Source organism: Phenylobacterium sp. (assembly GCF_036563385.1).
Lineage (GTDB): Bacteria > Pseudomonadota > Alphaproteobacteria > Caulobacterales > Caulobacteraceae > Phenylobacterium.
In genome coordinates, this window is sequence record NZ_DATCML010000008.1 from 166,190 (window position 1) to 188,335 (window position 22,146).

The 22,146-nt window shown below is 70.4% G+C and carries 15 protein-coding genes; 7 read left to right on the plus strand and 8 right to left on the minus strand.

Features of this window, described 5'->3' with window-relative positions; all coding sequences use genetic code 11:
- The first annotated feature begins 19 nt into the window (after positions 1 to 19).
- Together VIL67_RS07540 and VIL67_RS07545 are read left to right on the plus strand one after the other, a co-directional pair.
- Entirely contained in the window at positions 20 to 718 is a 699-nt protein-coding gene (locus tag VIL67_RS07540; protein WP_332048258.1) for a lasso peptide biosynthesis B2 protein, read from the plus strand.
- Positions 715 to 2,493: an asparagine synthase C-terminal domain-containing protein gene (locus tag VIL67_RS07545; protein WP_332048259.1), complete on the plus strand. Its 1,779-nt coding sequence runs from the start codon at positions 715 to 717 to the stop codon at positions 2,491 to 2,493. The genes VIL67_RS07540 and VIL67_RS07545 overlap by 4 nt, the downstream gene beginning before the upstream one ends.
- Here VIL67_RS07545 and VIL67_RS07550 read toward each other — a convergent pair.
- The 4 genes from VIL67_RS07550 to VIL67_RS07565 all read right to left on the minus strand — a co-directional run bounded on the left by VIL67_RS07550 (position 2,411) and on the right by VIL67_RS07565 (position 9,607).
- The gene (locus VIL67_RS07550; RefSeq protein ID WP_332048260.1) at positions 2,411 to 4,897 is read right to left on the minus strand and encodes an alpha/beta hydrolase family protein; all 2,487 of its coding nucleotides are present in this window, start codon (positions 4,895 to 4,897) and stop codon (positions 2,411 to 2,413) included. The genes VIL67_RS07545 and VIL67_RS07550 overlap by 83 nt on opposite strands.
- 4 nt (positions 4,898 to 4,901) lie before the next feature.
- Complete coding sequence (locus VIL67_RS07555) at positions 4,902 to 7,982, minus strand: TonB-dependent receptor (protein WP_332048261.1); 3,081 nt, start codon at positions 7,980 to 7,982, stop codon at positions 4,902 to 4,904.
- 128 nt (positions 7,983 to 8,110) lie between these two features.
- On the minus strand, positions 8,111 to 9,085 hold the full coding sequence (locus tag VIL67_RS07560; protein WP_332048262.1) for a FecR family protein: 975 nt from the start codon (positions 9,083 to 9,085) through the stop codon (positions 8,111 to 8,113).
- A 15-nt stretch (positions 9,086 to 9,100) separates the two neighbouring features.
- Positions 9,101 to 9,607, minus strand: coding sequence for an RNA polymerase sigma factor (locus VIL67_RS07565; RefSeq protein WP_332048263.1), 507 nt, complete (start codon positions 9,605 to 9,607; stop codon positions 9,101 to 9,103).
- Positions 9,608 to 10,636: 1,029 nt separating this feature from the next.
- Between VIL67_RS07565 and VIL67_RS07570 the strand changes: the two genes are divergently transcribed.
- Both VIL67_RS07570 and VIL67_RS07575 read left to right on the plus strand, forming a co-directional pair.
- Positions 10,637 to 10,948 (plus strand): DUF736 domain-containing protein, encoded by a 312-nt coding sequence (locus tag VIL67_RS07570; RefSeq protein ID WP_332048264.1) that lies wholly within the window; start codon positions 10,637 to 10,639, stop codon positions 10,946 to 10,948.
- Between the two features lie 551 nt (positions 10,949 to 11,499).
- A complete protein-coding gene (locus VIL67_RS07575) occupies positions 11,500 to 12,432 on the plus strand; it encodes a HEPN domain-containing protein (RefSeq protein ID WP_332048265.1) in 933 nt (310 codons plus the stop codon).
- 510 nt (positions 12,433 to 12,942) lie between these two features.
- Here VIL67_RS07575 and VIL67_RS07580 read toward each other — a convergent pair.
- The 4 genes from VIL67_RS07580 to VIL67_RS07595 form a co-directional block, all read right to left on the minus strand.
- Positions 12,943 to 13,269 carry a MarR family winged helix-turn-helix transcriptional regulator gene (locus VIL67_RS07580; protein ID WP_332048266.1) on the minus strand — a complete coding sequence of 109 codons (327 nt, stop codon included), beginning with the start codon at positions 13,267 to 13,269 and terminating at the stop codon, positions 12,943 to 12,945.
- A 237-nt stretch (positions 13,270 to 13,506) separates the two neighbouring features.
- A complete protein-coding gene (locus VIL67_RS07585) occupies positions 13,507 to 13,941 on the minus strand; it encodes a chemotaxis protein CheW (protein ID WP_332048267.1) in 435 nt (144 codons plus the stop codon).
- Entirely contained in the window at positions 13,941 to 15,842 is a 1,902-nt protein-coding gene (locus tag VIL67_RS07590; protein WP_414696191.1) for a methyl-accepting chemotaxis protein, read from the minus strand. The genes VIL67_RS07585 and VIL67_RS07590 overlap by 1 nt, the downstream gene beginning before the upstream one ends.
- 626 nt (positions 15,843 to 16,468) lie before the next feature.
- On the minus strand, positions 16,469 to 16,750 hold the full coding sequence (locus VIL67_RS07595; RefSeq protein ID WP_332048269.1) for a hypothetical protein: 282 nt from the start codon (positions 16,748 to 16,750) through the stop codon (positions 16,469 to 16,471).
- Positions 16,751 to 17,088: 338 nt separating this feature from the next.
- Between VIL67_RS07595 and VIL67_RS07600 the strand changes: the two genes are divergently transcribed.
- The 3 genes from VIL67_RS07600 (at position 17,089) to VIL67_RS07610 (ending at position 21,906) form a co-directional block, all read left to right on the plus strand.
- A complete protein-coding gene (locus VIL67_RS07600) occupies positions 17,089 to 17,448 on the plus strand; it encodes a hypothetical protein (RefSeq protein WP_332048270.1) in 360 nt (119 codons plus the stop codon).
- 3,139 nt (positions 17,449 to 20,587) lie between these two features.
- Entirely contained in the window at positions 20,588 to 20,905 is a 318-nt protein-coding gene (locus tag VIL67_RS07605) for a plasmid mobilization relaxosome protein MobC (protein ID WP_332048271.1), read from the plus strand.
- Positions 20,902 to 21,906, plus strand: coding sequence for a relaxase/mobilization nuclease domain-containing protein (locus VIL67_RS07610; protein WP_332048272.1), 1,005 nt, complete (start codon positions 20,902 to 20,904; stop codon positions 21,904 to 21,906). The genes VIL67_RS07605 and VIL67_RS07610 overlap by 4 nt, the downstream gene beginning before the upstream one ends.
- The last annotated feature ends 240 nt before the right edge of the window (positions 21,907 to 22,146 follow it).

A 22,146-nucleotide genomic window follows, 5' to 3' on the forward strand; every position in this document is an offset into this window, starting at 1 on the left:
CCGGCGCCGCCTTTGCGCCGTGCGCCTGCTGCTCCCATCCCATGTCCATCTCGCCGTCCTCGGGGACGACGTCGTGTTCCTCGACGTGGCGGCCGACGCCTATGCCTGTGTCCCCGGCGGCGCAGACCTGCTGCGCCCGGCCCCCGACCGCCGCTGGCTCGCGCCGGTCCACCCGTCTGTGGGCGAAGCGCTCATCGCCGCGGGCCTGGCCGCGGACGCGTCCGGGGACGGCCCGGCCGCCGGGGCGACGCGGGCCCTCGGCCCGCGCGGCCTGCCAGCCCCGCGCCGCGACATCCCGCCGAAGCCCAGCCGCGACCTGGCGAGCGGCGAAGATCGGCCCACCCTGCGGGAACGGGTCCGGCTGCTGCTGGCCTTCGGCGACTACCTCCGCTTCTACCGGGGCCGGACCTTCGCCGAGGTGCTTTCCTGGGCCGCGCCGCGCCCGTCGGCAGGCGGCGTTCCCGACCCGCGGGAGGCGCAGCGGCTCGCGCGCCTGTTCGAGCGCTGCGCCATCTGGCTGCCGTTGCCGGGGAAGTGCCTGGCGCGCAGCTTCGTGCTGCTGCGCTTCCTCCAGAGGTCGGGGAGCGGCGCCGTCTGGGTGTTCGGCGTGCGGACCTGGCCGTTCAGCGCCCACTGCTGGCTCCAGTCCGGGGAGGTGGCGCTCGACGATTTCGCCGAGCGGCTGGTTCCATATGAACCCATCCTGGCGCTCGCATGACCTCGCGGCCCTACCTGGTGCTCACATGGCGGGCGGGCGCGGCGAACGACACCGCCGCCGTAGCGGCGGGCTGGCTGCGCGAGGCCGGCTGGACCCTGGCCGTGGCGCGCCGGGGGCTCTCGGCCTGGGTCCGTCCCGAGCGGCCGGCGCCCGTCACCGAGAGGTCGGATCACGCCCTGGTCATCGGGCGGTGGATCCCGCGCGCGGCCTCGTCGACCCACGACGCTGCTCCGGCGACGGCGGAAGCCCGGGCGCGGCGGCTCTGCCGCGACGGCTTCGGCGGCTACGTGGCCCTGCTGGAGGATCCGGCCGGAGGCCCCTGGTGCGCCTTCCGGGACCCCTCGGGCGCCGTCGAGGCCCTTGCCTGGACCTGGGCCGACCTGGCGGTCCTGGCCTCCGGGCTGGAGCTCGCGCCGGCCGCCCTGCGTCCGGCGCGCCTGGCCTTGGACTGGAGGGTGATCGCCGACTTCGTCCGCCGCCCGGTCGCCATGGGCTCGGCGGTGGCTCTGGACGGCCTGCAGGGCCTCGCGCCCGGCGAACTCCGCCGGGTCGGGGCGGCCGCCGAGGCTGGCGTTCAGCTCTGGACGCCGCTCCATTGGGTCGCTCATCCGGACGAGGACCCCGATCCCGAGCTGCGCCTGCGCGAGACGGTGCAGTCCGCCGTGGCGGGCCTGCTCGCCCCCTATGGCCGGGTGGTCGTCGAGCTCTCCGGCGGCTTCGACTCATCGGTGGTGGCGGCCGCCCTCGTGCGGGCCGGCCTGGCCGACCGGGTCGCGGCGGCCCTGCACTATGTGGGCGACCGGCGGGAAGCCGACGAGCGGCCGTGGGCCCAGGCGATCGCCGCGCACCTCGGCCTGCCGCTGCAGCCGGTGACGCGTCCTGCGGACGCGGCGATCGATCCGGCGGAGTTCGCGCCGGTGGTGCGCGAGGCCCGGCCCCCCTATGCGGCCCTGGACACGGCGCGCGACGTGGACAGCGCGGAGCGGCTGCAGGCGCTTGGGGCTGAGGCCATCGTCACCGGCAAGGGCGGCGACTCCAACTTCTTCCAGATGCCCACGCCGGCGGTGCTGGCCGACCGGCTGCGGGCCAAAGGCCTGGCCGCCTTCGCCGACCCCGCCGGGCCCGCCATGGCGCGCTGGCTCCGCCGCTCCCTGTGGTCCGTCTCGCGCGAGGCCCTCAGGCCCGGGCCGGTCTGGTCCGGCGAGGGACCGGGGCGGTTCGGCGGAGCCGCGCTCGGTGAGATCCCCGCGGCGCCGGCCCACCCGTGGCTCGCGGGCCTGGAGGCGGCGCCTCCGGGCAAGCGGGTGCAGGTGGCCGCCCTCGTCGGCACGCAACTGTCCGTGGGGGCGAGCCGACGCAGCCGTGTGGCGGATGTCGTCCAGCCGCTGCTTGCCCAGCCGGTGATGGAGCTCTGCCTGTCGCTCCCGAGCTGGCGGCTGCTGGACGGCGGTCGGGACCGGGCGCTGGCGCGCCGCGCCTTCGCCGGCTGGCTGCCCGAGGCGGTGGCCTGGCGACGCTCCAAGGGGATGCTCACCTCCATCTACGCGCGGCGGCTGGCCGCCGGCCTGGGCCCGGTACGCGCCTACCTGCTTGATGGCGTGCTCGTGGGGGCGGGCCTGCTCGACCGGGCCGCCATCGAGGCGGCGCTCTGCGAGGAGGCGCTGATGCGCTCCACCGAGGCGTTTGACCTCGTCACCGCCTGCGCCCTGGAGGCGTGGGTCCGGCGCTGGCAGACCCTGGTCCCCGATCGCCCGCCGCGTCCGCGGCCGGCGTGACGGCGGCCCGCAGGTGCAGGTCGAGGAAGGCCAGGCCGCGTCCGTAGAGGTCGCGCAGGTTCCCGGGGCTCGCCAAGGCATGGCCCTCGCCCCAGTAGGTGACGAGGATGGCGTCCTTCCCCTGCCGGTAGAGGGCCGAGAACATCTCCTCGGCCTGGGCGAGGTGCGAACCATCGAGTTCGCCGGCCACCAGCATGACGGGAGTGCGGATCCGGCCGACCTGGAAGAGCGGGCTGTTCGCCTGGTAGCGCTCCGCCGCCGCCCACGGCGGGGCGCGCATGTCGGCCTGCAGGGACTCCGTCCAGCCCGCGCTCCAGGGCGTGGAGAGGCCTTCGTCCGGACGCAGGCGCCGCCAGGGCGTGAACTGGCCATAGGCGCTCGCCAGGTGTGTGCGTGCGGCGGTGGCGACGACCGCCGAGAAGCGTTCGCTCTGACTGGCCGCCATCAGGCTTCCCCAGGCGCCGAAGCTGTGGCCCCAGAGCGCCGGCCGGGCGGGATCGAAGCGGCCGGCGAGCTCCGGCCTGGCGGCCGCGGCGTCGACGATGTCGAGGAGGCGGGCGCCCAGGCGCTCGGCCGGACCCGCCGGACCCTGCACGGCGGGCAGGCTCGGAACCAGGACCGCGTAGCCGCGCCCGAGAAGGACGGCGGTGGGGGTCATAGCGTCGCCGTCCCACGTGGCCGGCGCGGCGGGGTGCGACTGGCCGGGATAGGGGACGACCACCAGGGGTGGGGGCGCCCGGAGCGGGATCCGGGGCAGGAACAGCCAGCTGGTCAGCGGCTCGCCGTGCGGCCCTGCGTGGGGCACGGGGTGCGCGACCGGCCGGTCCACCTCCGCCAGGTGGTCGTTGAGGCGGCTGATCACCTGGTCCGCGCAGCCCGAAGTCTTGCGCCAGACGAGGTGCTGTCGGCCGCCGCCCGCCTCCAGCAGGAGGAGGGCGCCTGTCCGGCCGGCCGCCAGCGTCTCATCCGACGCCGGCGGGCCCGGCTCGGGCCCCGCGGTCGAGACCCGGGCGAGCCGGGCGCCGGCCTTGTCGCTTAGCCGCCCGAGCAGCCACCCGCCCTGGCGAACCGCCGTCGCCAGGCGGTTCGGGACGCCGTCTGCGCGCGAGGGCTCGGGGCGGAAGGGCCCGGCGATGCGGCGCGGGCGGCCGTCTCTGGCGAGCCGCCAGGCCGCGCCATCGGCAGCGATCAAGGGACCGGCCGGCGTGACCACGACCCCCGTGCGCGGCACGCTGCGGAGCGCTGCGGTGAGCGGCGTCGCCGGCCCGTCCGCCAGTCGGAACCACTCGTCGCGCGCGTCGCCCGGCCGGCGGCCCAGGACCAGGGGCTCGCGCCCCCACCAGCCCGCGAACACGCGCTCGGGACGCCCATCGACGAGGGGGCGCACGTCAGTCGCGAGGGCCTTGAGCGCCCCGGCGGCCGGGGCGACCACCGCCAGCCGGCCCAGGCTCCAGGCCTCGCCCGGGCCGCGCACATAGACCAGCAGGCGGTCGTCCGCGGACCAACTCAGCAGGGTCCCGATCAGGTCGCACCGGGAGCAGGGGGCGACCAGCCGGCCGGAGGCGAGGTGGAGAAGGCGAAGCCGCTTCTCCCGCGTGGCGATCCCATAGGGCCCCTGCGGCGGCCGAGCCGCGGAGAGCGGGATCTCGGGGCCAGCCTCGAGCACCGCCAGCCAACGCCCGGAGGGCGAGAGCTCCAGGTCCGTGAACTCGCCGCGGGCGAGTTCGCGGACCTCGCCGGTCCGCGCCGAGATGCGGACCAGGGACTTCGGGGGCGCGGCGGGCCGCAGCCCCTGGAAGCGTCCGCTGCCGAGCGCCGTCACCGCCGCCTCGCCGCGGGCGGTGGCGGCCCAGAGGGACGGCAGGCGCCTCTGCGACGCCTGCGGCGCGAACAGCTCGTAAGGGGTCTCCGCGGTGGCGATGGCGATCAGCTCGTCTTCGCTGAGCCAAGCGACCGTCGTCCCGAGCGTGGGCGCTTCGGCGGAGACCCCCAGCCAGCGGACCTCGCCCGAACCCACCACGGTGACGCCCAGCTCCAGCCCTGCGCCTGAGATCCGCCAGACCGCGAGCCGGCGGCCTTGCGGCGAGAGGGGGCCGACCCGGTATCCGAACTCGGGCTCGTGCCGGAACAGCGGCCGCGGGGCGCCCGGTGCGGTGAGGTCGACCGCCAGCAGCGTCGTGCGCAGGTCGGGGTTGAAGGGACCGAGGTCGAAGCGCTGGCCTCCCGCCGCCGCGCCGCGGCGGGCGAAGACCAGCCAGTGCTCATCGGGGGTGAGCACAGCCTCTCCCAGCGCCTCCTGCCGAACCAGGTCCTCGATGTCGAAGCTGCGGGCCTGGGCGCCGCTGGCGAGGACGAGCGCCAGCATCGCCGCAAGCCAGGGCGGCCGCCGATGGCGTGTGCGCATCGGATCACCAGCGGCGGGAGAGGCGAAGCGTGACGAAACGCCGGAGCACGTCGGCGTTGGCCGGGTCGAAGGCGAAGCCCGACGGGTTGTCGTAGAAGGGCGGGGCGGCGTCGAAGAGGTTGCGCACGGACAGGCTTACGGTCACGCCCTCGAAAGGACCGCGGTCCGGCGACAGCCGGAGGCTGGCGTCCACCATGGTCTCAGGGTCGAGCCGGTCGCCGGACGGGGCGCGCAGGGCGCCGGCATGGTTGACCGCCAGCCCTGCGGCGAAGGGGCCGCGGGTCCAGTCGGCCGACAGGCGGCCGCGCAGCTTGGTCGGGTAGCCGACCTGGCCAACCACGTCGAACACGGCGGCGGTGGGGGTGAGCTGCTGCCGGTAGCGGAAGAGCCGGCTCGCCGCCGCCCGCAGGACCAGGTCGCCGCCGAGCACGTCCAGGCCTTGGCTGGCGTCCAGGTCGAGGCCGCGCACCCGCAGCCGCCCGGTGTTGACCGCCCGCAGGTCGACGATCGCCCGGTAGCTGGTGGGGGGGTTCAGTGCGGCGCTGGGCGTCGCGCCGGGCAGGCCGAGCAGGGCGTTCACCGCCGCCAGGTCGGCGGGGTTGTTGAGAGGGTCGATGCGCCGGACGAAGTTGACGAAGCGCGGGTCGGTGAGGGCGCCCGCGAAGTTCTCGTTGATCGGCCGGTTGATGCGGTCCCGGACATCGGCGTCGAACGCTGTGAGGGAGATCCGGGTCCGGGGCGACCAGCCCGGGCGGTAGTCGACGCCGGCGGTCCAGCTCTGCGCGGTCTCCGGGGTTAGGCTGGCGCTGCCGCCCTGCAGGCCCAGCGACAGCACCGTACCCCCCGGGACCGCGAAGTTGAACGGCGTCACCGAAGTCGCGGAGAGCAGCTCGCTGAGGCTCGGCGCCCGGAAGGATTGGCCGAAGGTGGCTCGCACGTTGAGGTCCGCCATGGGCGACCAGAGCACGCCCACCTTCGGATCCAGGGTGTGGCCGAAGTCGCTGTACCACTCGGCCCGGACGGCGCCGGAAAGCTCCAGCCGGGCGAGGCCCGGCCGGGGGTTCGCCTCGCCCACCAGCGGGGCGCGGGCCTCCGCGAAGGCGGCGGTGACGGTCCGGTCGCCCTCCACCGGGACGCCGTGCACGAAGGCCGTCGTCGACGTGTAGCGGCTGCCCTTGCGGGAATAGGTCTCTCGGCGCGCGTTGGCGCCCAGCGCCAGCTGAAGCGCGCCGGCGGGAAGGGCGAACAGCGAGCCGTCGGCCTGGGCGTTGGCCGAGAGCACCTGGGTCTTCACCCGCGCCACGCTGAACGCGGAGGCGAGCATGGACATCAGCCCCGGCGGGTTGGCGGCCACGCCCGTATAGGGGTTGAAATAGCCGTCGCGCGCCGGGCCGTAGGCCGTCTCCGGCCGGTCCGGGACATTGCCGAGGGCCTCGGCGAGGATCGCGGTGTTGACGTTGCCGCGGGTGCGGGTCTCCTCGAGCGACTGCGCGAAGGCCAGGTGGCTGTCGGCGGCCCAGTGGGCGGGCAGCCGGAGCCGGCCGCCGAACGAGCTGGCGAGGCTCTCGGCGCTGGAGAGGATCGTGGGGTTCGGCAGCTCGCCCCGGAAGGAATACTGGACCTGGTGGGAGGTCCGCCCGTCGGGTGAGACGAACCAGGGGTTGGCCCGACTGACCGTGAGGGTGGCGGTCTGCGGCGACATGGCGGCGCGCGCGATGCGGAATCCGTAGCGGACGTCGCCGGTGAGCTCGAGATCTGGGCCGACTTCCTGGTCGACCGCGGCGAACAGGTTCTGCCGCCGCTGTTCCGGCAGCACCTCCTGCCCCAGCTGCCGGCTCAAGCGGTTGACCGCGCCCGGCTGGAAATCCGCGGGCCTCAGCGCCGTACCCGCCTGGCCAGCCGGGATCCCGTACCAGGGGCCGGAGAGGCCCGTGGCCGGGTTCACCGCCACGATGTTGCCGGGGAATGCGGTAGTCGCGCGCCAGTCGGAGCCGCCCAGCGGACGAAGGTCAGCCGAGGCGGTGAAATCCTGGTGCTGGGCGGAGAGCGCGTCCCGCCGGTAGGCCTCGTAGGCGCCGATCACGCCCCCGCTCGCCCACCGGCGCCCGCCGACCATGCCGAACGCGTATTCGGCCGGGGCGCCGCCGTCCCCGACCCCGGCGCTGGCGCGGATCTCCCCGCCCTCCAGGTCGCGGCGCAGAAGCACGTTCACCACCCCGCCTATGGCGTCCGAGCCATAGACGGCCGAGGCCCCGTCGAGCAGCACCTCCACCCGCGAGACCGCGATGGCGGGCAGGACGGACAGGTCGGCGAAGTCGCCGCTGACGCCGGAGCCGCTGACACGGCGGCCGTTCACCAGCACGAGGGTGGCGTTGGAGCCGAGTCCGCGCAGGTTGAGGCTCGTGCCGTAGCTGATGTTGGCGCTCTGCGGATCCGCGCCGAGGGCGGCGGTGGCCTCTGTGTTGAGGCCGCCGAACGCCTGCGGCAGGTCGTTGAGCGCCTCGGCCAGGGTGACCTGGCCCGTGCGCTCCAGGGCCTCGCGGTCCAGCACCACCAGGGGTGAGGCCGGCGTGGCGCCGCCGCGCAGGTGCGTGCCGGTCACCCGGAGCTCCGAGACCTCGGCCGCCGCAGGCGGAACGGCCCCTGGCGGCGCGTTCGCCGCGGCGGCCGGCCGGGGGGGTTCAGCGCCGAAAGGGCGCGGCTCCCGGGGCTCCCGCGGCGGGGCGGGGGCGGATACGCCGACGGCGGCCGCGGCCGCGGGCCTGCGGAGCCTCAGCACCACCACCTTCGGCCCGATCCGTTCGGCCATAAGGCCGGTCTCCGCGAGGAGCGTGGCGAGCGCGGCGTCGGGCGTGTAGCGGCCGTGCAGGCCGGCCGTCGTCCGGCCGGCGACAAGTTCGGGCGGGTAGAGCAGCTGGTCGCCGGTCTGCCCGGCAAGCTGGGTGAGCGCCGTCTCCAGGGAGCCCGGCGGCAGGTCGAGGGGCCTCGGGCTCCCGGCGCTGGCAGGCTGCGCCGCCAGCAGGGCGGCGGCGGCGATCGAGGCGAAGAGCGCGGCCCGGCGGCCCGCGGCGTGTCCCGGCGTCATGAGCGTGGTCTTTCCCCCAGCGGCCCCGGCGGGCGCCGGCCGCCATGGCCGGCGGCCTTGCGCCGAGGTCCGTCTGGGAGGGAGAGACGCGGGCAAGGCGGGGACACCCTATGCAGACGGAGAATTCCTCAGCCGGCGCGCCCCGCGCCGACCGCCAGGCGGATCGGACCGCCCTCGGCGTCCTCCACGCGCAGGTCGAAGAGGGCCGACACCGCATGGACGAAGGCGTCGGTGTCGCCCACGTCGAACACCCCGCTCACCGGGCGTGCGGCCAGGCCGTCCGCGCGGAGCTCCACCTTGCGATCGGCGTAGCGGTTCACCTCCGCGACGGCCTCGGCCAGCGGGGTGCTGCGGAAGTGCAGACGGCCGGTGGTCCAGCTCGTGTCGAGCGCCGCATCGGTGACGCGCACCTGGCCGCCCCCGTTCGCGGTGACAGTGACCTCCTGGTTGGGCGCCAGCGCCCAGGTATGACCTTCGTCCACCGCCACCTTCACCGCGCCTTCCAGGAGGGTCACCTGGACGGCGTGCTCCACGCGGCGGACCCCGAAACGTGTGCCGAGCGCCCGGACCCGGGCGTCGCCTGCCTCGACGACGAAGGGGCGGGCGGCGTCGTGGGCCACGTCGAAGAAGGCCTCGCCCCGAAGCAGCACCAGCCGGCGTGTCCCGCGATCGAACGCCACGCGCGCCTGGCTGTCGGTGTTCAGGTGCAGGCGGCTCCCGTCCGCCAGGCGGACGAGCCGCTGCTCGCCGACGCCGGTGCGGTAGAGCGGGTCGCCGAGCCGGACCGAGAGCAAGGCGAGCAGCGGGATGGCCACGGCCGCCACCGCCAGGGCCCAAAGCGCCGGACGCGGCGGCGGCCAGAATCGCCTCCGTGGCCGCGTCAGCATGGCCTCCGTCGTGCGCAGGATCTCCGGGTCGCTGGCCAGCCGCTGCGACCTGGCCCAGGCCTGCTCGACGGCCTGGTAGGCGGCGTCGTTGGCCGGAACGCTGCGCCAGTCCCGGAAGTCGCGCAGGGCCTGGGTGGAGATGGAACGGTTGCCGAGCCGGGCATGCCAGGCGGCGGCCTCCCGCAGCTCCGGGGCTTCAGGTCTCGGGTCGCTCATGCCGCCGCCTCGCCTTCAGGCCCGTAGCCGCATCGCACAGATCCTCAGCGCCTTGCTCATGCGGGCTTCGACCGTCTTGACGGAGATCCCGCAATGCTGCGCGATCTCTTCATACGTCATGCCGGCGAAGCGGCTCAAGCAGAACACAACCTTGACGTGATGTGGAAGCGACAGCACCACCTGCTTCAGCAGGACCAGCTCCGTCTGCGACGCCGCCGAGGCGGCCGCCGCGAACGCGTCGTCGGCCACTAGCCGCGGCCGAACGGCGCGCCGCCGCGCGAGGTCGCGCGCGGCGTTCAGGGCGGCGACGGCCAGGAGCGCCTTGGGGTTGCGGATCTCCACGTCCGAGCGCGCCAGCCGCACGTACGTCTCCTGGGCCAGCTCCTCGGCCGCCTCGCGACCGAATCGCCGGCGCAGGAAGTCGAGCAGCCAGCCGCCGTGGCTGCGGACCAGGGCCTCGAGCTCGGGCCGCGCCGAGACGGGCGCGGGGGTTCGGGAGTCCGACGAGTCAGGTTTCGCCACTTGCCACCTCGCTTGCACGGGGGCGGGCACTCGGCCGGTCGGCCGGGTGCCGGAAACGCCGTGGTGCAAGGCGGAGCCCTCCGCCAGCGCAAGACCCGCGGCTATTGAGGCCGCGCGGGTCCGCGCGCCGCCTGACGGCGGGCGACTGAAGGCTTGCGAACGCACAGGGGTTTCCACGCCCCACCGGCGGCGACCGCCGGCGCGGCGAGCGTGGCGCCTTTGCGATTCGTAGACAAGTCAGGGTGGTGGAGGGCTGGAGCTGGCCCGCCATCCGCGCGAGGGGAGGGGTCGGGCGTTGGAACCTCTGGCGAGAGGCCCGGTGCTTGCCCGGCGGCTGCAGCCGACGCGGTCGCCCGCGTCCCCTGGCTCAAGGCCGTCGGCCTATGTCCCGGCGCCCGACGTGAGCGTTCTACCCCGCTCCCCTTCAATTGGGGAGCGGGGTCAGCTGAGCGATCGTACGTCACGTGCAGGGACCGGCGCCGGCGTTGCCCTGGGCCGGCTGCGCGTAAAGTCCCAACCTTCGAGCTGCGAGTTGAGTGGGGGGGCGCGGCTCAAGGGAGAGCAGACGGAGCTGTAGCGCGGCGGCCGGTAAAGCCGACCAGGTAAGCGGGCGGCTCGCCTTGCCCCGCGGTAGGGCTGCCTTGCCGGGTGTCCGGTCGCGCAGGGTTAGCCGGCCGGAGCTTCCCCACGGCCGCGCCGCCGCAGCGGGCGAATCTCGGTGCTGGGCGCGTCGGACCTATCTAACGGGCGCGTGCACGGGCTCGGGCTTCGGCTGTGCGGCTGCTGTCGCCTTAGCCGGCCTCACGTCGTGGGCGGAGTCACCTCGCGCGCCTGTGGTCTCCTGGTCACGAACGCGCGCCTGCGGCCTCTCGTGGCTCGATCTGGTCGGGTCCGACCGGACTGCAACGGCTTTCGCCGTGCTCCGCTCCGCTGCGCGCCTGGCGGCTGCAGTCCGGCCTCGAGGACTCCGACTCGGGGATCGCCATCGAGGCCGCAGTGGCGCGGCCCGATCTGAACAGGAGACTAGAAATGGCGACCATCGGCACCTTCACCAAGAACGTGGACGGCTCCTACGCGGGCACGATCAAGACGCTCAGCCTGAACGTGAAGCAGGCGCAGTTCCGCCCCAATGAGAAGACTGACGAGAAGGCGCCCGACTTCCGGCTCTTCGCCGGCGGCGCCGAGTTCGGGGCGGCCTGGAAGAAGACCAGCCGCGAAAACCGGGACTACCTCTCGGTGAAGCTCGACGATCCCAGCTTCCCGACGGCTATCTACGCCTCCCTGGTGGACGCCGAGGACGGCTACGCCCTGGTGTGGTCCCGCAGCCGCGCGGCGCACTGACATCTGCCGGCGGCGGCTCCTCGGAGCCGCCGCCTCACACTAACGTTCGCGATGGGCGCGGCCGCCGGTGCGGCCGCGCCCTTTGTCATGCTTGCGCGGCCGTGGAGGATGGTGGGGTCGCAACTTCGTTGAAGCGGCGTACCGCGCGTGAGCCCTGGCTCCGGCCCGCACGGTAACGCGGGGGGGGGGGGCGAGCAGCTCACGACCGTGACGCGCAAGTAGAGGGCAAACCGGTTTGAGTGTCTGCGGCAGCTTGAAGTGCTTAGGGCAGCTGCAAGTGTCTAGGGCAGGTGTTTAGGGCAGGATAGCCTTGGCGGCAGCAATGTATGACAGCGGGCGTGTCGGAGAAGCGCTGAGCGTCGGCTGTGGGGGTGGCGGACGGCGCTTGCCGGTCAAGGGTGCGCGCAGAGCGCGCCTCGCTGCGCGACGGCTTCGCCGCCCTCGACCCGCGGCGCTGTCCGCCCGCCTTTCGGCTGCCGTGACGCTCAGGGAGCGGGCTGCGCCAGGCGCGCCGGCTTGCAACGCCTGCGCGAACAGGGGAGTCTTGGGTTGTGAGGACGAGTCTGGATCATCTGCCCGAGGGCAAGCGCCGAGAGCTTCAGCGGATCGTGGAGATCCTGTTCGCCGAGTTCGAGGATGCGCTGAAGGGCCGGAACGCGCCGCATCGCAAGGCCGGGCGCATCCTCAAGATCATCCTGTTCGGCAGCTATGCGCGCGGGGACTGGGTGGACGATCCCGTCGGCGGCTACAAGTCGGACTACGACCTGCTGGTGGTGGTGAACCACGACGAGTTGGCGGACACGCTGGACTACTGGCGGGAGGCCGACGACCACCTGCTGCGGGAGTACCAGATCTCCAAGCGCCTGAGCGCGCCCGCGAACTTCATCGTGCACTCGCTGACCGACTTGAACGGGCAGCTGAAGCGCGGGCGGCCGTTCTTCGTCGACATCGTGCGGGACGGGGTGGCGCTCTATGAAGCGCCGGACCAGCCGTTCGAGCAGGCGAGGGCGCTCTCACGGGAAGAGGCGGCTGCGGAAGCTCGCGGGTACTTCCAGGAGTGGTTCGTAAGCGCAGGGCAGTTCCTAGAAACGGCCTTGGACCACATCGCAAGGGGAGAAGGGTGGTCCAAAAAGGCAGCATTCGAGCTGCACCAGGCCACCGAGCGCTACTACCATTGTCTGCTGCTCGTGCTGACACTCTACAGCCCCAAGTCCCACAAACTGAACTTCCTCCGCTCACAAGCGGAGCGTCTCGCGCCGGAGTTCATCGATGCTTGGCCTCGTGAGAGCCGGTTCCAGCAGCGTTGCTGGGAGTTGCTGCGGCGGGCGTACGTCGATGCTCGCTACTCGCTGCACTACAAGATCAGCGATGAGGAGCTGACCTGGCTGTCCGAGCGCGTTGGCGTTCTTGCTGGCCTCGTGGAGCGGGTCTGCACTCAGCAGCTCAGGCGGCTCGAAGCGCCGCCTGAGGGAGTCCGTTCCTGACTCTATAGCTGAACTTGGGAAGGTCCGCTTTCGGGCGCCGAACTCAGCTTAGCCGCACCGGGTCCGCTTCTGACCCTTAGCTGAAGTTTGGAAGATCCGTTCTCAGGCCAGATCCGCATCTTCCGGGGAGCGGAACTCCTCGCCGTCCGCGATGGGTGGGTAGCGGATGTTCAGTCCAACCTTGTCGGCCAAGGTTGTGCGCTTCGTCGTAGGTGACGTGCGCCCGGATCCAGGCTCCTCGAGGCTAAGCACCTCGGAGCGATTATCACGGCCGAAAGGACAAGTGTCGGATCCTCCGGTCAACGGGATCGACGACCTCGTAGGCCGTCGGCAACACCGATTGGCAGCGCCTCAGAGGAGGAAGTCAGCAAGGCGCTCCAAAGGCCTCTCCGGGCACAGCCCCCGGTTAGGCCTGGTGACCACTGCTTTCGCCGCTGGATTGTCCTGTGAGGACGTCGTGCGGCAGACGCGACACCGAAACAGGCAGACGCTGCCTGGCTACGGCTTGGATTAAGCGCGGGTCCGCAGGCGGCGGATCATCTCCGAGAGCAAGAGCAGGCTCGTTTGCAGGTCCTGCAGATCGAAGCCCGAGAGAAGGTCCGCCTCCAAGGCTCGAAGTATCCCTTCGCCTTCGCTCAGGAACTCCCGCGCTCCCGGTGAGGGGTAGAGAAGGTTTGGGCGCCGATCGTGCAGAGACTGGCGCCGCTCGATCAGCCCTCTTTCGGCAAGGAGGTCCAATACGCCTACCAGTGACGAACCCAGGTCCAGCTCGGCTGCGAGTTCTCGCTGGTTGATCCCGGGCCGCAGGAGGACTTCGCGAACGACCTTCAGGTCCAAAGTGCTGCAGCCGCTGCGTCTCAGCTCGGCCTCTGAGTGCTTCCGCCACTCAGCTCCGGCCGCAAGAAGCGCCTGGAGCAGCGTAGCCCGCACTGAGGCCTCGTCGAGCGGCTTCGGTGACCGTGAAGTCAACGCTGTGCTCGCTCGCTTTCGCGCCACCTTGGAGATCCACAAGACCTTCTGAGCACCGGCTTCGACCGGCTTACGGATGTCACCCGTGCTGCACGCCGCCTCAGGTTAGGCGGCGAGCGCCCCCTCCGGCAGCGCACCAGTCAAGTCTAGCAACGTAATTATACCGGCCTCAAGCGTGATCACCCCGTGCACGAAGCCTCCGCTTGTGCTGCCAAGATCCGGCGGTGGTTGGATCTGCTCAGGCTGTACCGTGATGATGTCGCACACTGCGTCTACGAGCAGGCCTACTGCCCTGCCGGATAGCTCCGCCACTACCACGACGGAAGAGCTATCGGGTTCGCGAGAAGCCAAGCCGAGCCGCCCAGAGAGGTCCAAAACCGGAAGGATCGCTCCGCGCAGGTTGATCATGCCCAGCAAATACCCCGGGGCATGTGGCAACGGTGTCGATCGCGACCAGCCCCGGATCTCACGCACGGTCATGATGTCGAGCGCGAACAGCTGCTCACCGACACGGATCGAGATGAGCTCCCGACCGTCCATCAGAACTCTTCCCAGCTTCCTGCCTCTGCTTGGGCGTCGATGTCGGGCTTTCGCAGCGCACCTCCGCCGCTGGCGCGTGTCGAGACGTTCTTGAGCGCTGTATGGGTCGTACCTCGCGCCGTGACGGCAGCTGAACGGTGTGCGGGCACCGTGGCTGCCGCGCCGTGGCCAACGTTGAACCTGCCGACGAGGCGGGACAGTTCTTCTGCTTCCTCCGAAAGGTTCCGGCTCGCGGCGGTAGACTGCTCAACCATCGCGGCGTTTTGCTGTGTCACCTGATCCATCTGGTTCACGGCAGTGTTCACTTGGTGCAGCCCCGTAGCTTGCTCCTGCGCCGAAGCGGCGATTTCGCCGACGACGCTCGTGATGTCGCCGACCTGAGCCACGATCCGGCTCAGCGCCTCGCCAGTCTGGCCCACCAGGCTCACGCCCTGGCCGACCTGCTCGGTAGAGGCCGAGATCAGGGTCTTGATCTCCTTGGCGGCGTCGGCCGAGCGCTGGGCCAGCGCGCGCACCTCCGAGGCCACTACGGCGAAGCCCTTGCCCGCGTCGCCGGCCCGGGCCGCTTCGACCCCGGCGTTCAGGGCCAGCAGGTTGGTCTGGAAGGCGATCTCGTCGATCACCCCGATGATCTGGCTGATTTGAGCTGCCGATTTCTCGATCTCACTCATTGCGCCAACAGCCTGCCTCACAATCTGGCCGGAGCGCTCCGCGTCCGATCGGGCTGTGTTGACCACATCGCGGGCGTGGTTTGCGCCCTCGGCCGTCTTGCGGACAGTGGCCGTGATCTCGTCTAGAGCCGCAGCGGTCTCCTCCAAGCTCGCGGCCTGCTGCTCCGTGCGCTTTGAGAGGTCGTCAGCAGCTCGGCTGATCTCTCCTGCCCCAGAGCGCATCGTGCGGGTATTGCTGGAGATCACCTTGATGGTTTCCTGCAATTCGCCCATCGCCCGGTTGAAGTCCGCCCGGAGCTTCTCGTAATCGGCTGCAAAGGGCTGCTCGAGCCGGAACATCAGATCGCCAGACGCAAGCTTCTCGAGGCCGGTGGCGATGCCTTCAACCACTTGATGCTGTTGCCGCGCAGCTTCCGCCTTCGCGGCCTCTTGGCGCTTGCGCTCCTCCTCGGCCGCTCTGGCCTGCTCGGCCGTCGTTCCTTCCAAGCGCAGCTTCTCAATCGCTGCGTCCTTGAACGCCTGCACTGCGCCCGCCATTTCGCCAATCTCGTCGCGCCGCTCCGCGCCGGGGATGGCAACCGTATTGTCGCCGGCTGCCAGTTTCCGCATTACATCCGTCATGTGAGCGACAGGGCGGGCGACCAGGCGCGACAGGAGCCAGGCCATGGCGGCAGCGATTCCGATAGCGAGCACCGCGCTGCCGAGCAGGAAGAGATTCGCTAGGCTGACGGCAGACTTCTGAAGCTCCATCCGCTCGTTCTGGATCTTGTTCTGCTCGGCCTCGATCTCAGCCAGGGTGGCGCGGAGCTCCCCAAGCGTCTTCTTGCCGAGCATAGCCAAAGCCTCGGCTTGGGTAGCGGGGTTACGGGCGAGCTCCAGCGGGCGCTCGGCGTTCTCGACCCGCCATTCAGCGAATTGCTTCTGGAGCTTTTCGACTCGGGCCCTCTGCTCGGGGCTGGCGGTTTTCTCCACGAAGCGCTGCATGGCGCCGTCCACGCTGGCGCGGTGCTCATTGTAGGTTTTCTCGAACGAAGGATCCCCGCCAGAGATCACGAAACCCCGCACCGCATTTTGCTGCTCAACCAAGCCTCGCAGCATTGTTTGCACGTCCATCGAGAGGTCATAGGTGCGGTCGTTCTTCTCCGCGGCCAACTCGATCGTGTGCAGCTTGGCGAAGACCATAGCATTACCGGCTGTCGAGACGATGATAACGGCCGCAAAAGCAGCCATGAGTTTTCGGGTGATCTTGGTATCTCTAAGCAAGGCTCTCTCCCGGAGTGGTCACGCGATACCAGATCCGAGATGGTTACAGAAATGCTTATGGTCCTGAGCTTGTGTCGCGCGGAGGCCTGTCTGAGGAAGGCTACTTATCCTGCTAAGACAACCTCAGCGCGCCTGCCGAGTTTATTTGCTGTCGAGCGTCGGTCTTGGTGGTCAACAGGGCTGTCGCGGCAGTTGCAACTAGTGCAATGGAGATGCGCGTGTTTGACGCACCATGTATCTGCAGCTGCTTACGAGCCCGGAGTGTCCAACCTCTGGAAGCAGGCGCTTCGCCTCAGCGTCCGCTCAGAACCGACGGAAGCCTCAAAACGGACTGCCCCCGAGCCGCCATGAGACCAGCGTTGCGTAGGGGGCTGCCAAAGACACTGGGCAGTCTGGCAGCTGACGCCTGAGAACTAGGCCTTATCAGGCGCTGGATGTCTGCTTCTGCGCTCGACCTGAATGTCTGCTCCTGGCGCACGCCAGACGCTGTTCGGACGCTCCGCTCTTACACCATCGGTCCGAGGCCTGCCGTCCTTCTTAAAGTAGTGGCGCTTGCCCACCTTGCGCCACGCGCCCCCACTTTCACCCCACGCTTAGGCTTCGCTCGCTGCCGTCTCCGCATGCTCCACGATGCGCTCGGCCATTGTCCGGGGCCGCACGCCGTCGAAGAACATTTCCACGAAGTTCGGATCCATAACCATGGCCTGGGCACGTCCGACGTGGACGAGCGGCAGCTGCCCGCGCACCAAAGGAGGGCGAAGCCGGGGGTGCATGGCGCGAGCTCGGCCGAGCTCCCGCTTGTCCCCCCAACGAAGCTCGCCCCCCGCCGCCTTGATGAGCGCCCCGAAGCCATCCCAGTCGAGGTAGAGCAGCACATTGTCGCGGAAGGCGCCGTAGGTGATCGAAGCGCATTGGGTGGCGCTTAGCCCGCGGAAGAAGATCGGCTTCGCGAGCGGAAAGTTTACGCCCGTGCTGAGGCTCGCGATAGCGTCACGATCCCCGGGCGGCGATCGTCGCGTGGCGCCTGCGAACCAGCTGGATTGCCGACCTGTTCGTCGATCCGGACACCCAGCAGCCGCGCCAGTCTGCGGCGCTGTTCGTCTCGGGTCACACCCACACGAACCGCAACAAGCTCCGCACCATCCCCTTCAAGATCAGCTGCGAGGGCTGGCTTTGCGAAGGGGGCGGGCGCTGGTCGCTGCAGGAGTTCAACGTGGGCTCGACCACCGACTTCGGCAACCTGGCCGGGGCGCTTCGCGTCAAGGGCCTCGGCACCGCCAAGCCGGAATTCGTCACGACCGATGTCCCTGCCGACGCGACGGGCTGCCAGGCCGTTTGGCAGGGGGTGGCGGACCACATGTTCCCGACGCCGGTGAAGGGCGACGCGCGCGGGTGGGCGGCGCTCGGGGTGCGGCTCAAGTCACCGCCGCCCTATCAGAAGTTCGGGCGTGTGGAGCGTGACGCCGTCGCCGCCAACCTCGATAGCTTCGCCCGTGAGCCCCGGCAGGCCGAGTGCATCGGCCTCAAGGCAGCGGCCGTCGAGAAGGGCAAGGCGGTTTCCCTTTCGCACTAGGACGCAGCCGGAGGACGGACGGATGGATCCACGCAATTTGCTGGGAGCGCTTGCGGCGGCACCATGGCTTGGCGGCAGGGCGCCAAGACCGGCCGCGCATGCTCGTCCTCGGGCACTCCGTCACCTGGGGACAGGGCCTGCTCGAACCGCAGAAGATGCACGCCCTCCTGGGGGAATGGTCTACCGCCAGGAGGGGGTGGAGCCGCATGTGCTGCACTACGCGGCGTCCGGCGCCCTCATCGGCTATCGGGACGGCGGATGGCCGCGGGGCCGCGAGGTGGCGGGGTGGAAGTCACGCGAAACGCCGAGGGACGACCCGACGGTCTATGAGCAGTGCCGGCAGGTGCTGGCCGAGCACCCGGGAGGCTGCCCCTCGCACCAGTCCCAGGCCCCCAGGAACTCCACGACGTCGTCAGCGCCTCGCCCGATGGCCACGGAGGTATGTTCCGCCGTCAGTACGTGGCGCATCGTCGGCGATGGCCATTGCTTCATGGCCGAACGTGGTCAGCGTCGTGTGCTGGTGGCCGTTCGCCCCGGTGATGCCGAGTGTGTAGGTCCGCATGGTCGCTCTTGAACCGCGCAAACCCGCCGCCGACAAGCAGACATCCGTCGTGGCATAGGCAAGCGGACTGGTCCTTGTAAGCGCTGCTGAGAACCTTCAAGCCGAGATACGATTGTGGCTGCAGAAGTTGTCTCACGCTCTCGAGATTGTGGGCTCGTTCGTTTCGTGTCACGCTTGATATAAGGTAGCTGGCCGGCACAGAACCGATCTGTAGGTGTGGAGCAGTCCGCTCGCTTGTTGGCGATCCGGCTGAACGGAGGCTCGTCCCGATGAAGCCCCAGCCATCTATCGAAGACCTCAAAGCAGTTTGGCCGGTAATCGCTAAGGACGTTTTAGGCTCGACGCTTGAGTGCCTCTCGGCTGCTCGAAGTGAGGGTGGCGGGGACGTAGACCTCTATCTCATCATGCTCGCAGTCGCGCTTAGGACTGTTGAGCATCAGGATTTTCAGAGCCTCAGTTATGAGGACCTCGCAGCGGGCCTTGGGGCTGAACTTCCCAGCCTGACGACTAACGTTAGGTCCATCGCGGACTCACTCGGGATGCCGCGTGAGACAGCCAGGCGAAAAGTGGCGACGCTGATCGAAATGGGTTGGATCGACAACGTCGGCCACTCGCTACGTGTCGCGCAGCAGCATGGTCCTCGCGCTACCGCCATGCGGGAGCTTCTGCTGAAGGCAGTTCTCAGGCAGTACCTCGCAGTTGGCAGCGCACTCGAGAAGCAAGCACATAGCTCAGGCGAGCGCTGAACGATGCGCGTGTTCACCGTCAGATCCCTCCGACTTCGGACGCGACCAACGAGAGAGATCTGATGAATGGCTTGTCCATATGCAGTGGCGACCGTGACACGCCAAGGCGCCGTCTTCAGAAAGGCCGCCGGATCAGCAAAGAGTAGCTCAGCCGGTCCGCGTCGGCTCCACACCTGCCCTCGGGTCGTGCGCGACCTGCACGCCAACCTGCCCAAGATGTCTGAGGAGCTGTGCGTGTGGAGGAAGTACTGCGGCATGAGCACGACCCCCTAAACGGCTGGAGATCGTTGCGCGCCTCACAACTCGCTAGCGGCATCCATGTTGGCAGGTTCAGCGCTCCGGCACTAGCTCACGGCCTGGGCCTGCGTCCATCACGAGAGCCCGCCTGCGCTTTGAAGCGGTCGGGGCGCGTGCGTCAAGCTGCCGCGCGTAAGGGCTGGCCGGCACTATTCGTAACGGGTAAGTCGGCTGAGAGTAGGGCCTGCGCCACGCAAAACAGCGACGAGCAGTTGTCTTAGCTCGCACGAGCCTGACGAACTGCCGCCTGAGACGTGGCTAGGCGGGGTGGACGGGGCGGCGGCTGTAGCGGCCGCTTCCAGCGCGGAAGCGAACGACCGCTATCGACCCACAGCTGACCTTCAGCAGGGCAGGTGAGCGGCGCCACGATATGCAGGCGGAACCTCAGCTTCTGAGCCGGGGCCCCAATGTCTGCTTCTGGCGCAGAGTAGACCCTCAGAAAGCAGGGCAGAGACGGGGCCTGCTAAGGCCTGGTCATCGAGCCTGTGGGCTGGCGGTCCTGGGGGCTAGGCGTTCGAAGCAGGGTGCTCAGTCAGCCACATCCAGCGCGCGAGTTTGCTCGACGCCTGGTGTGTAGCGGGTTCGACGAACGAAGATATGATCGCGCTATGCATCAGGAGATTGCGCAATTGCTTGCCATCCGAGCGAGAGCGATCGGGAGCCCAGCTGCCCTAGCCCTGGTGCATGCTTGTTTGGAGTTCTGCTTCCGGTCGGAGATCGCGAACGACGATCCGCGAAAGTCACTCACCCGGCGCGAGGTGGACCAGTTCCTCACCTTGATGGGCCGTCTAAAGTCGAACATCTAGTGCCTAGCGCACGGGGGCGGGGCGCCGCGCCGATGCCTGACTGTTGCGCCCCTGCTCAGTACTTGTGAGACAGGGAAGGTTGCCGAGATAGCGCTCCCGGCCGGCGGCCGCCCCCTGCCAAGCAACAGTGGCGAGCTGCAGCCGAGGTTTGGGGGGCGTCCGGCCCGCCTTCGCAGGCCCGGCTTCCGTCGAGATGCCGTTGGCGACGAAGCCGGCCTGTGATCAAGGCCGCCGCTACTTGGGTGAGCTCGGCGGTGATCTGGGCCAGGCTTCGGCGAGCGCTTCGAAGGCTGCTTTGTGCTCGCGCACGGCCCGCCCGCGTTGGGACGCCTGCAGCTCCGCCAGGTGACCTGCGCCCGTTCTTGAGGCGCCACCATCCCGACTGGCTAGGCGGCGCGTGTCCAGCAAGAGCCCGCCCCTGCGAAACGGGCTGGCTGTCGGCTACGCCTTCCCAGCGGCCCGGAAGATCCCCAGCGTACCGGGTGCGGCGCGGCTCGCCGCACTGGCTAGTTGGGAAGTCTGCGTTGCCGACGTTCAGCGTCCGCGTGTCGGAGAGACAGGCCGCGCATTTCGACGCGGCGGCGGCGGCGAAGGGCGGGCGCTCCGCCCGCCTTCGCCAGCTGATCGAGGCGGAGGGGTGTGGTGCTCCCGCCGCCGGGTCCTCGTCGGCCGACCCGCGGAATGGGGGGCGCTTTCTCGTGCGCCTCCGGGCGGGGGACGCCGAGGCCGTGCGCCGTGAAGCTCAGGAGATGTGCCTCAGCCCCTCCGGCTGGATCGCGGCGCTCGTCGCCCGACGGGTCGCCGGGCGGCCGCGACTTCCACCCCGCCAGGCCGCGGCGCTCCTGGGAGTGGCGGCCGAGGTCCACCGGATCGGCGTGAACGCGAACCAGATCGCACGGGCGCTGAACACCGCCGTGGCGGGGGGCCGCGGGCTCGAGCTGGAGGTGGCCGCCATCGAGGCCTTCCGGCGGGAGTTGCGGGCCGGTCTGGTCGGGCTGCACGCGGCGTTCGAGGGGAACCTGGCCTACTGGGACGCGGAGCGGTGAAGGAGTTCCGGACGGTCCGCGGCTTCGAGGAAGTCTGGCGTCCGCCCAGTGGCGCGCGACGGGTTCGTCTGGAGGCGCCAGGTCCGTCCTGGTGGGCGGGCTACGACCTGCGTGAGCGCCTGGCGCGCCTGGCGCGCGGCGCGCCGGAGGTGGTGGTGAAGGTGACCGGTCGCACCCGTGACCCGGTCCACTTGCGGTCACATCTCGAGTATCTGACCCGGAACGGGCAACTGGTGGTCCTGACACGAAACGGTGTGGAGGTGTGCGGCCGGCAGGAGGTGCGTGAGCTGGCGGAGGGCTGGTCGGCGGTGGACCTGTTGGACCCGCGGCGGCGGGCGAACTCGCCCATGAGCGTCGGCGTGGTGCTCTCCATGCCCAGGCGCACCGACCCGCTGCGCCTGACCGCGGCGGCGGCGGCCTTCGCTGAGCAGGCGTTCGAGGGCCATGACTACGTGCTCGTCCTGCACACGGACGCCGACCATCCGCACGTGCATGTAGCGGTGCGGGCGCGCGGCGACGATGGACGGCGCCTGAACCCACGCAAGGCCGACCTGGAAGCGTGGCGGCAGATGTTCGCGCAGGCGCTGCGGGATCGAGGGGTCGATGCGGAGGCGACGCCACGGCGCGCCCGCGGCGTCACCCGTAAGGCCGAACGGACGCCGCTGCGGAAGATACGCGAGCGCTTCGAGGCCGGAGCCGGGCCGCTCCCGGCGCGGCTGCGCTCGGCGCTGGTGGACGCTGCGGGAGCGATGGGCGGCGGCGCAGGCCTCGAGGCCTGGGACCGGGCGATCCAGGCGCGGCAGCAGGTGGTGCGGCGGCTCTATCTGGCGCAAGCGAGGCTGCTGCAGGCGTCCGAGGATCCCGGCGACCGACGCCTGGGGCGGGACGTGGAGCGCTTCGTCCGCGAGATGCCGGCGCCGGATAGCCGCCGCCTTGTCCTGGCCCGCGCCCTTCGGGCGGCGCAGGAACGTGCCGCCGCCCGTCAGGGGATGGAGCGCTGAACGCGCAACGCAGGAGCGTCCTGCGTCGTCTGCTCTTGCGCCGCCTCGCGGTGGTGCGGCGACAAGGGTGGGGGACGGGCCCTTGGAGCAGGCCCACGAGGCGGAACCAGGTCTCTCCGGGAGCGGAAGGATAATGGACGAGGCGGACCCGACCCCCGCTGCGGCTGCGGCCGGCGTCGCCTGGGCCGGGCCTGTGCAAGGTGCGGCGCTGCAGCGCGGGTGATCGGGAGCAGGGACTTC

What these genes read in the sequence shown, in the direction of transcription:
- VIL67_RS07590 (WP_414696191.1), bottom strand. Translation starts at nt 15,842, where the DNA reads ATGGCTGCTTTTGCGGCCGTTATCATCGTCTCGACAGCCGGTAATGCT.
- VIL67_RS07550 (WP_332048260.1), bottom strand. Translation starts at nt 4,897, where the DNA reads ATGCGCACACGCCATCGGCGGCCGCCCTGGCTTGCGGCGATGCTGGCG.
- VIL67_RS07570 (WP_332048264.1), top strand. Translation starts at nt 10,637, where the DNA reads ATGGCGACCATCGGCACCTTCACCAAGAACGTGGACGGCTCCTACGCG.
- VIL67_RS07560 (WP_332048262.1), bottom strand. Translation starts at nt 9,085, where the DNA reads ATGAGCGACCCGAGACCTGAAGCCCCGGAGCTGCGGGAGGCCGCCGCC.
- VIL67_RS07585 (WP_332048267.1), bottom strand. Translation starts at nt 13,941, where the DNA reads ATGGACGGTCGGGAGCTCATCTCGATCCGTGTCGGTGAGCAGCTGTTC.
- VIL67_RS07555 (WP_332048261.1), bottom strand. Translation starts at nt 7,982, where the DNA reads ATGACGCCGGGACACGCCGCGGGCCGCCGGGCCGCGCTCTTCGCCTCG.
- VIL67_RS07545 (WP_332048259.1), top strand. Translation starts at nt 715, where the DNA reads ATGACCTCGCGGCCCTACCTGGTGCTCACATGGCGGGCGGGCGCGGCG.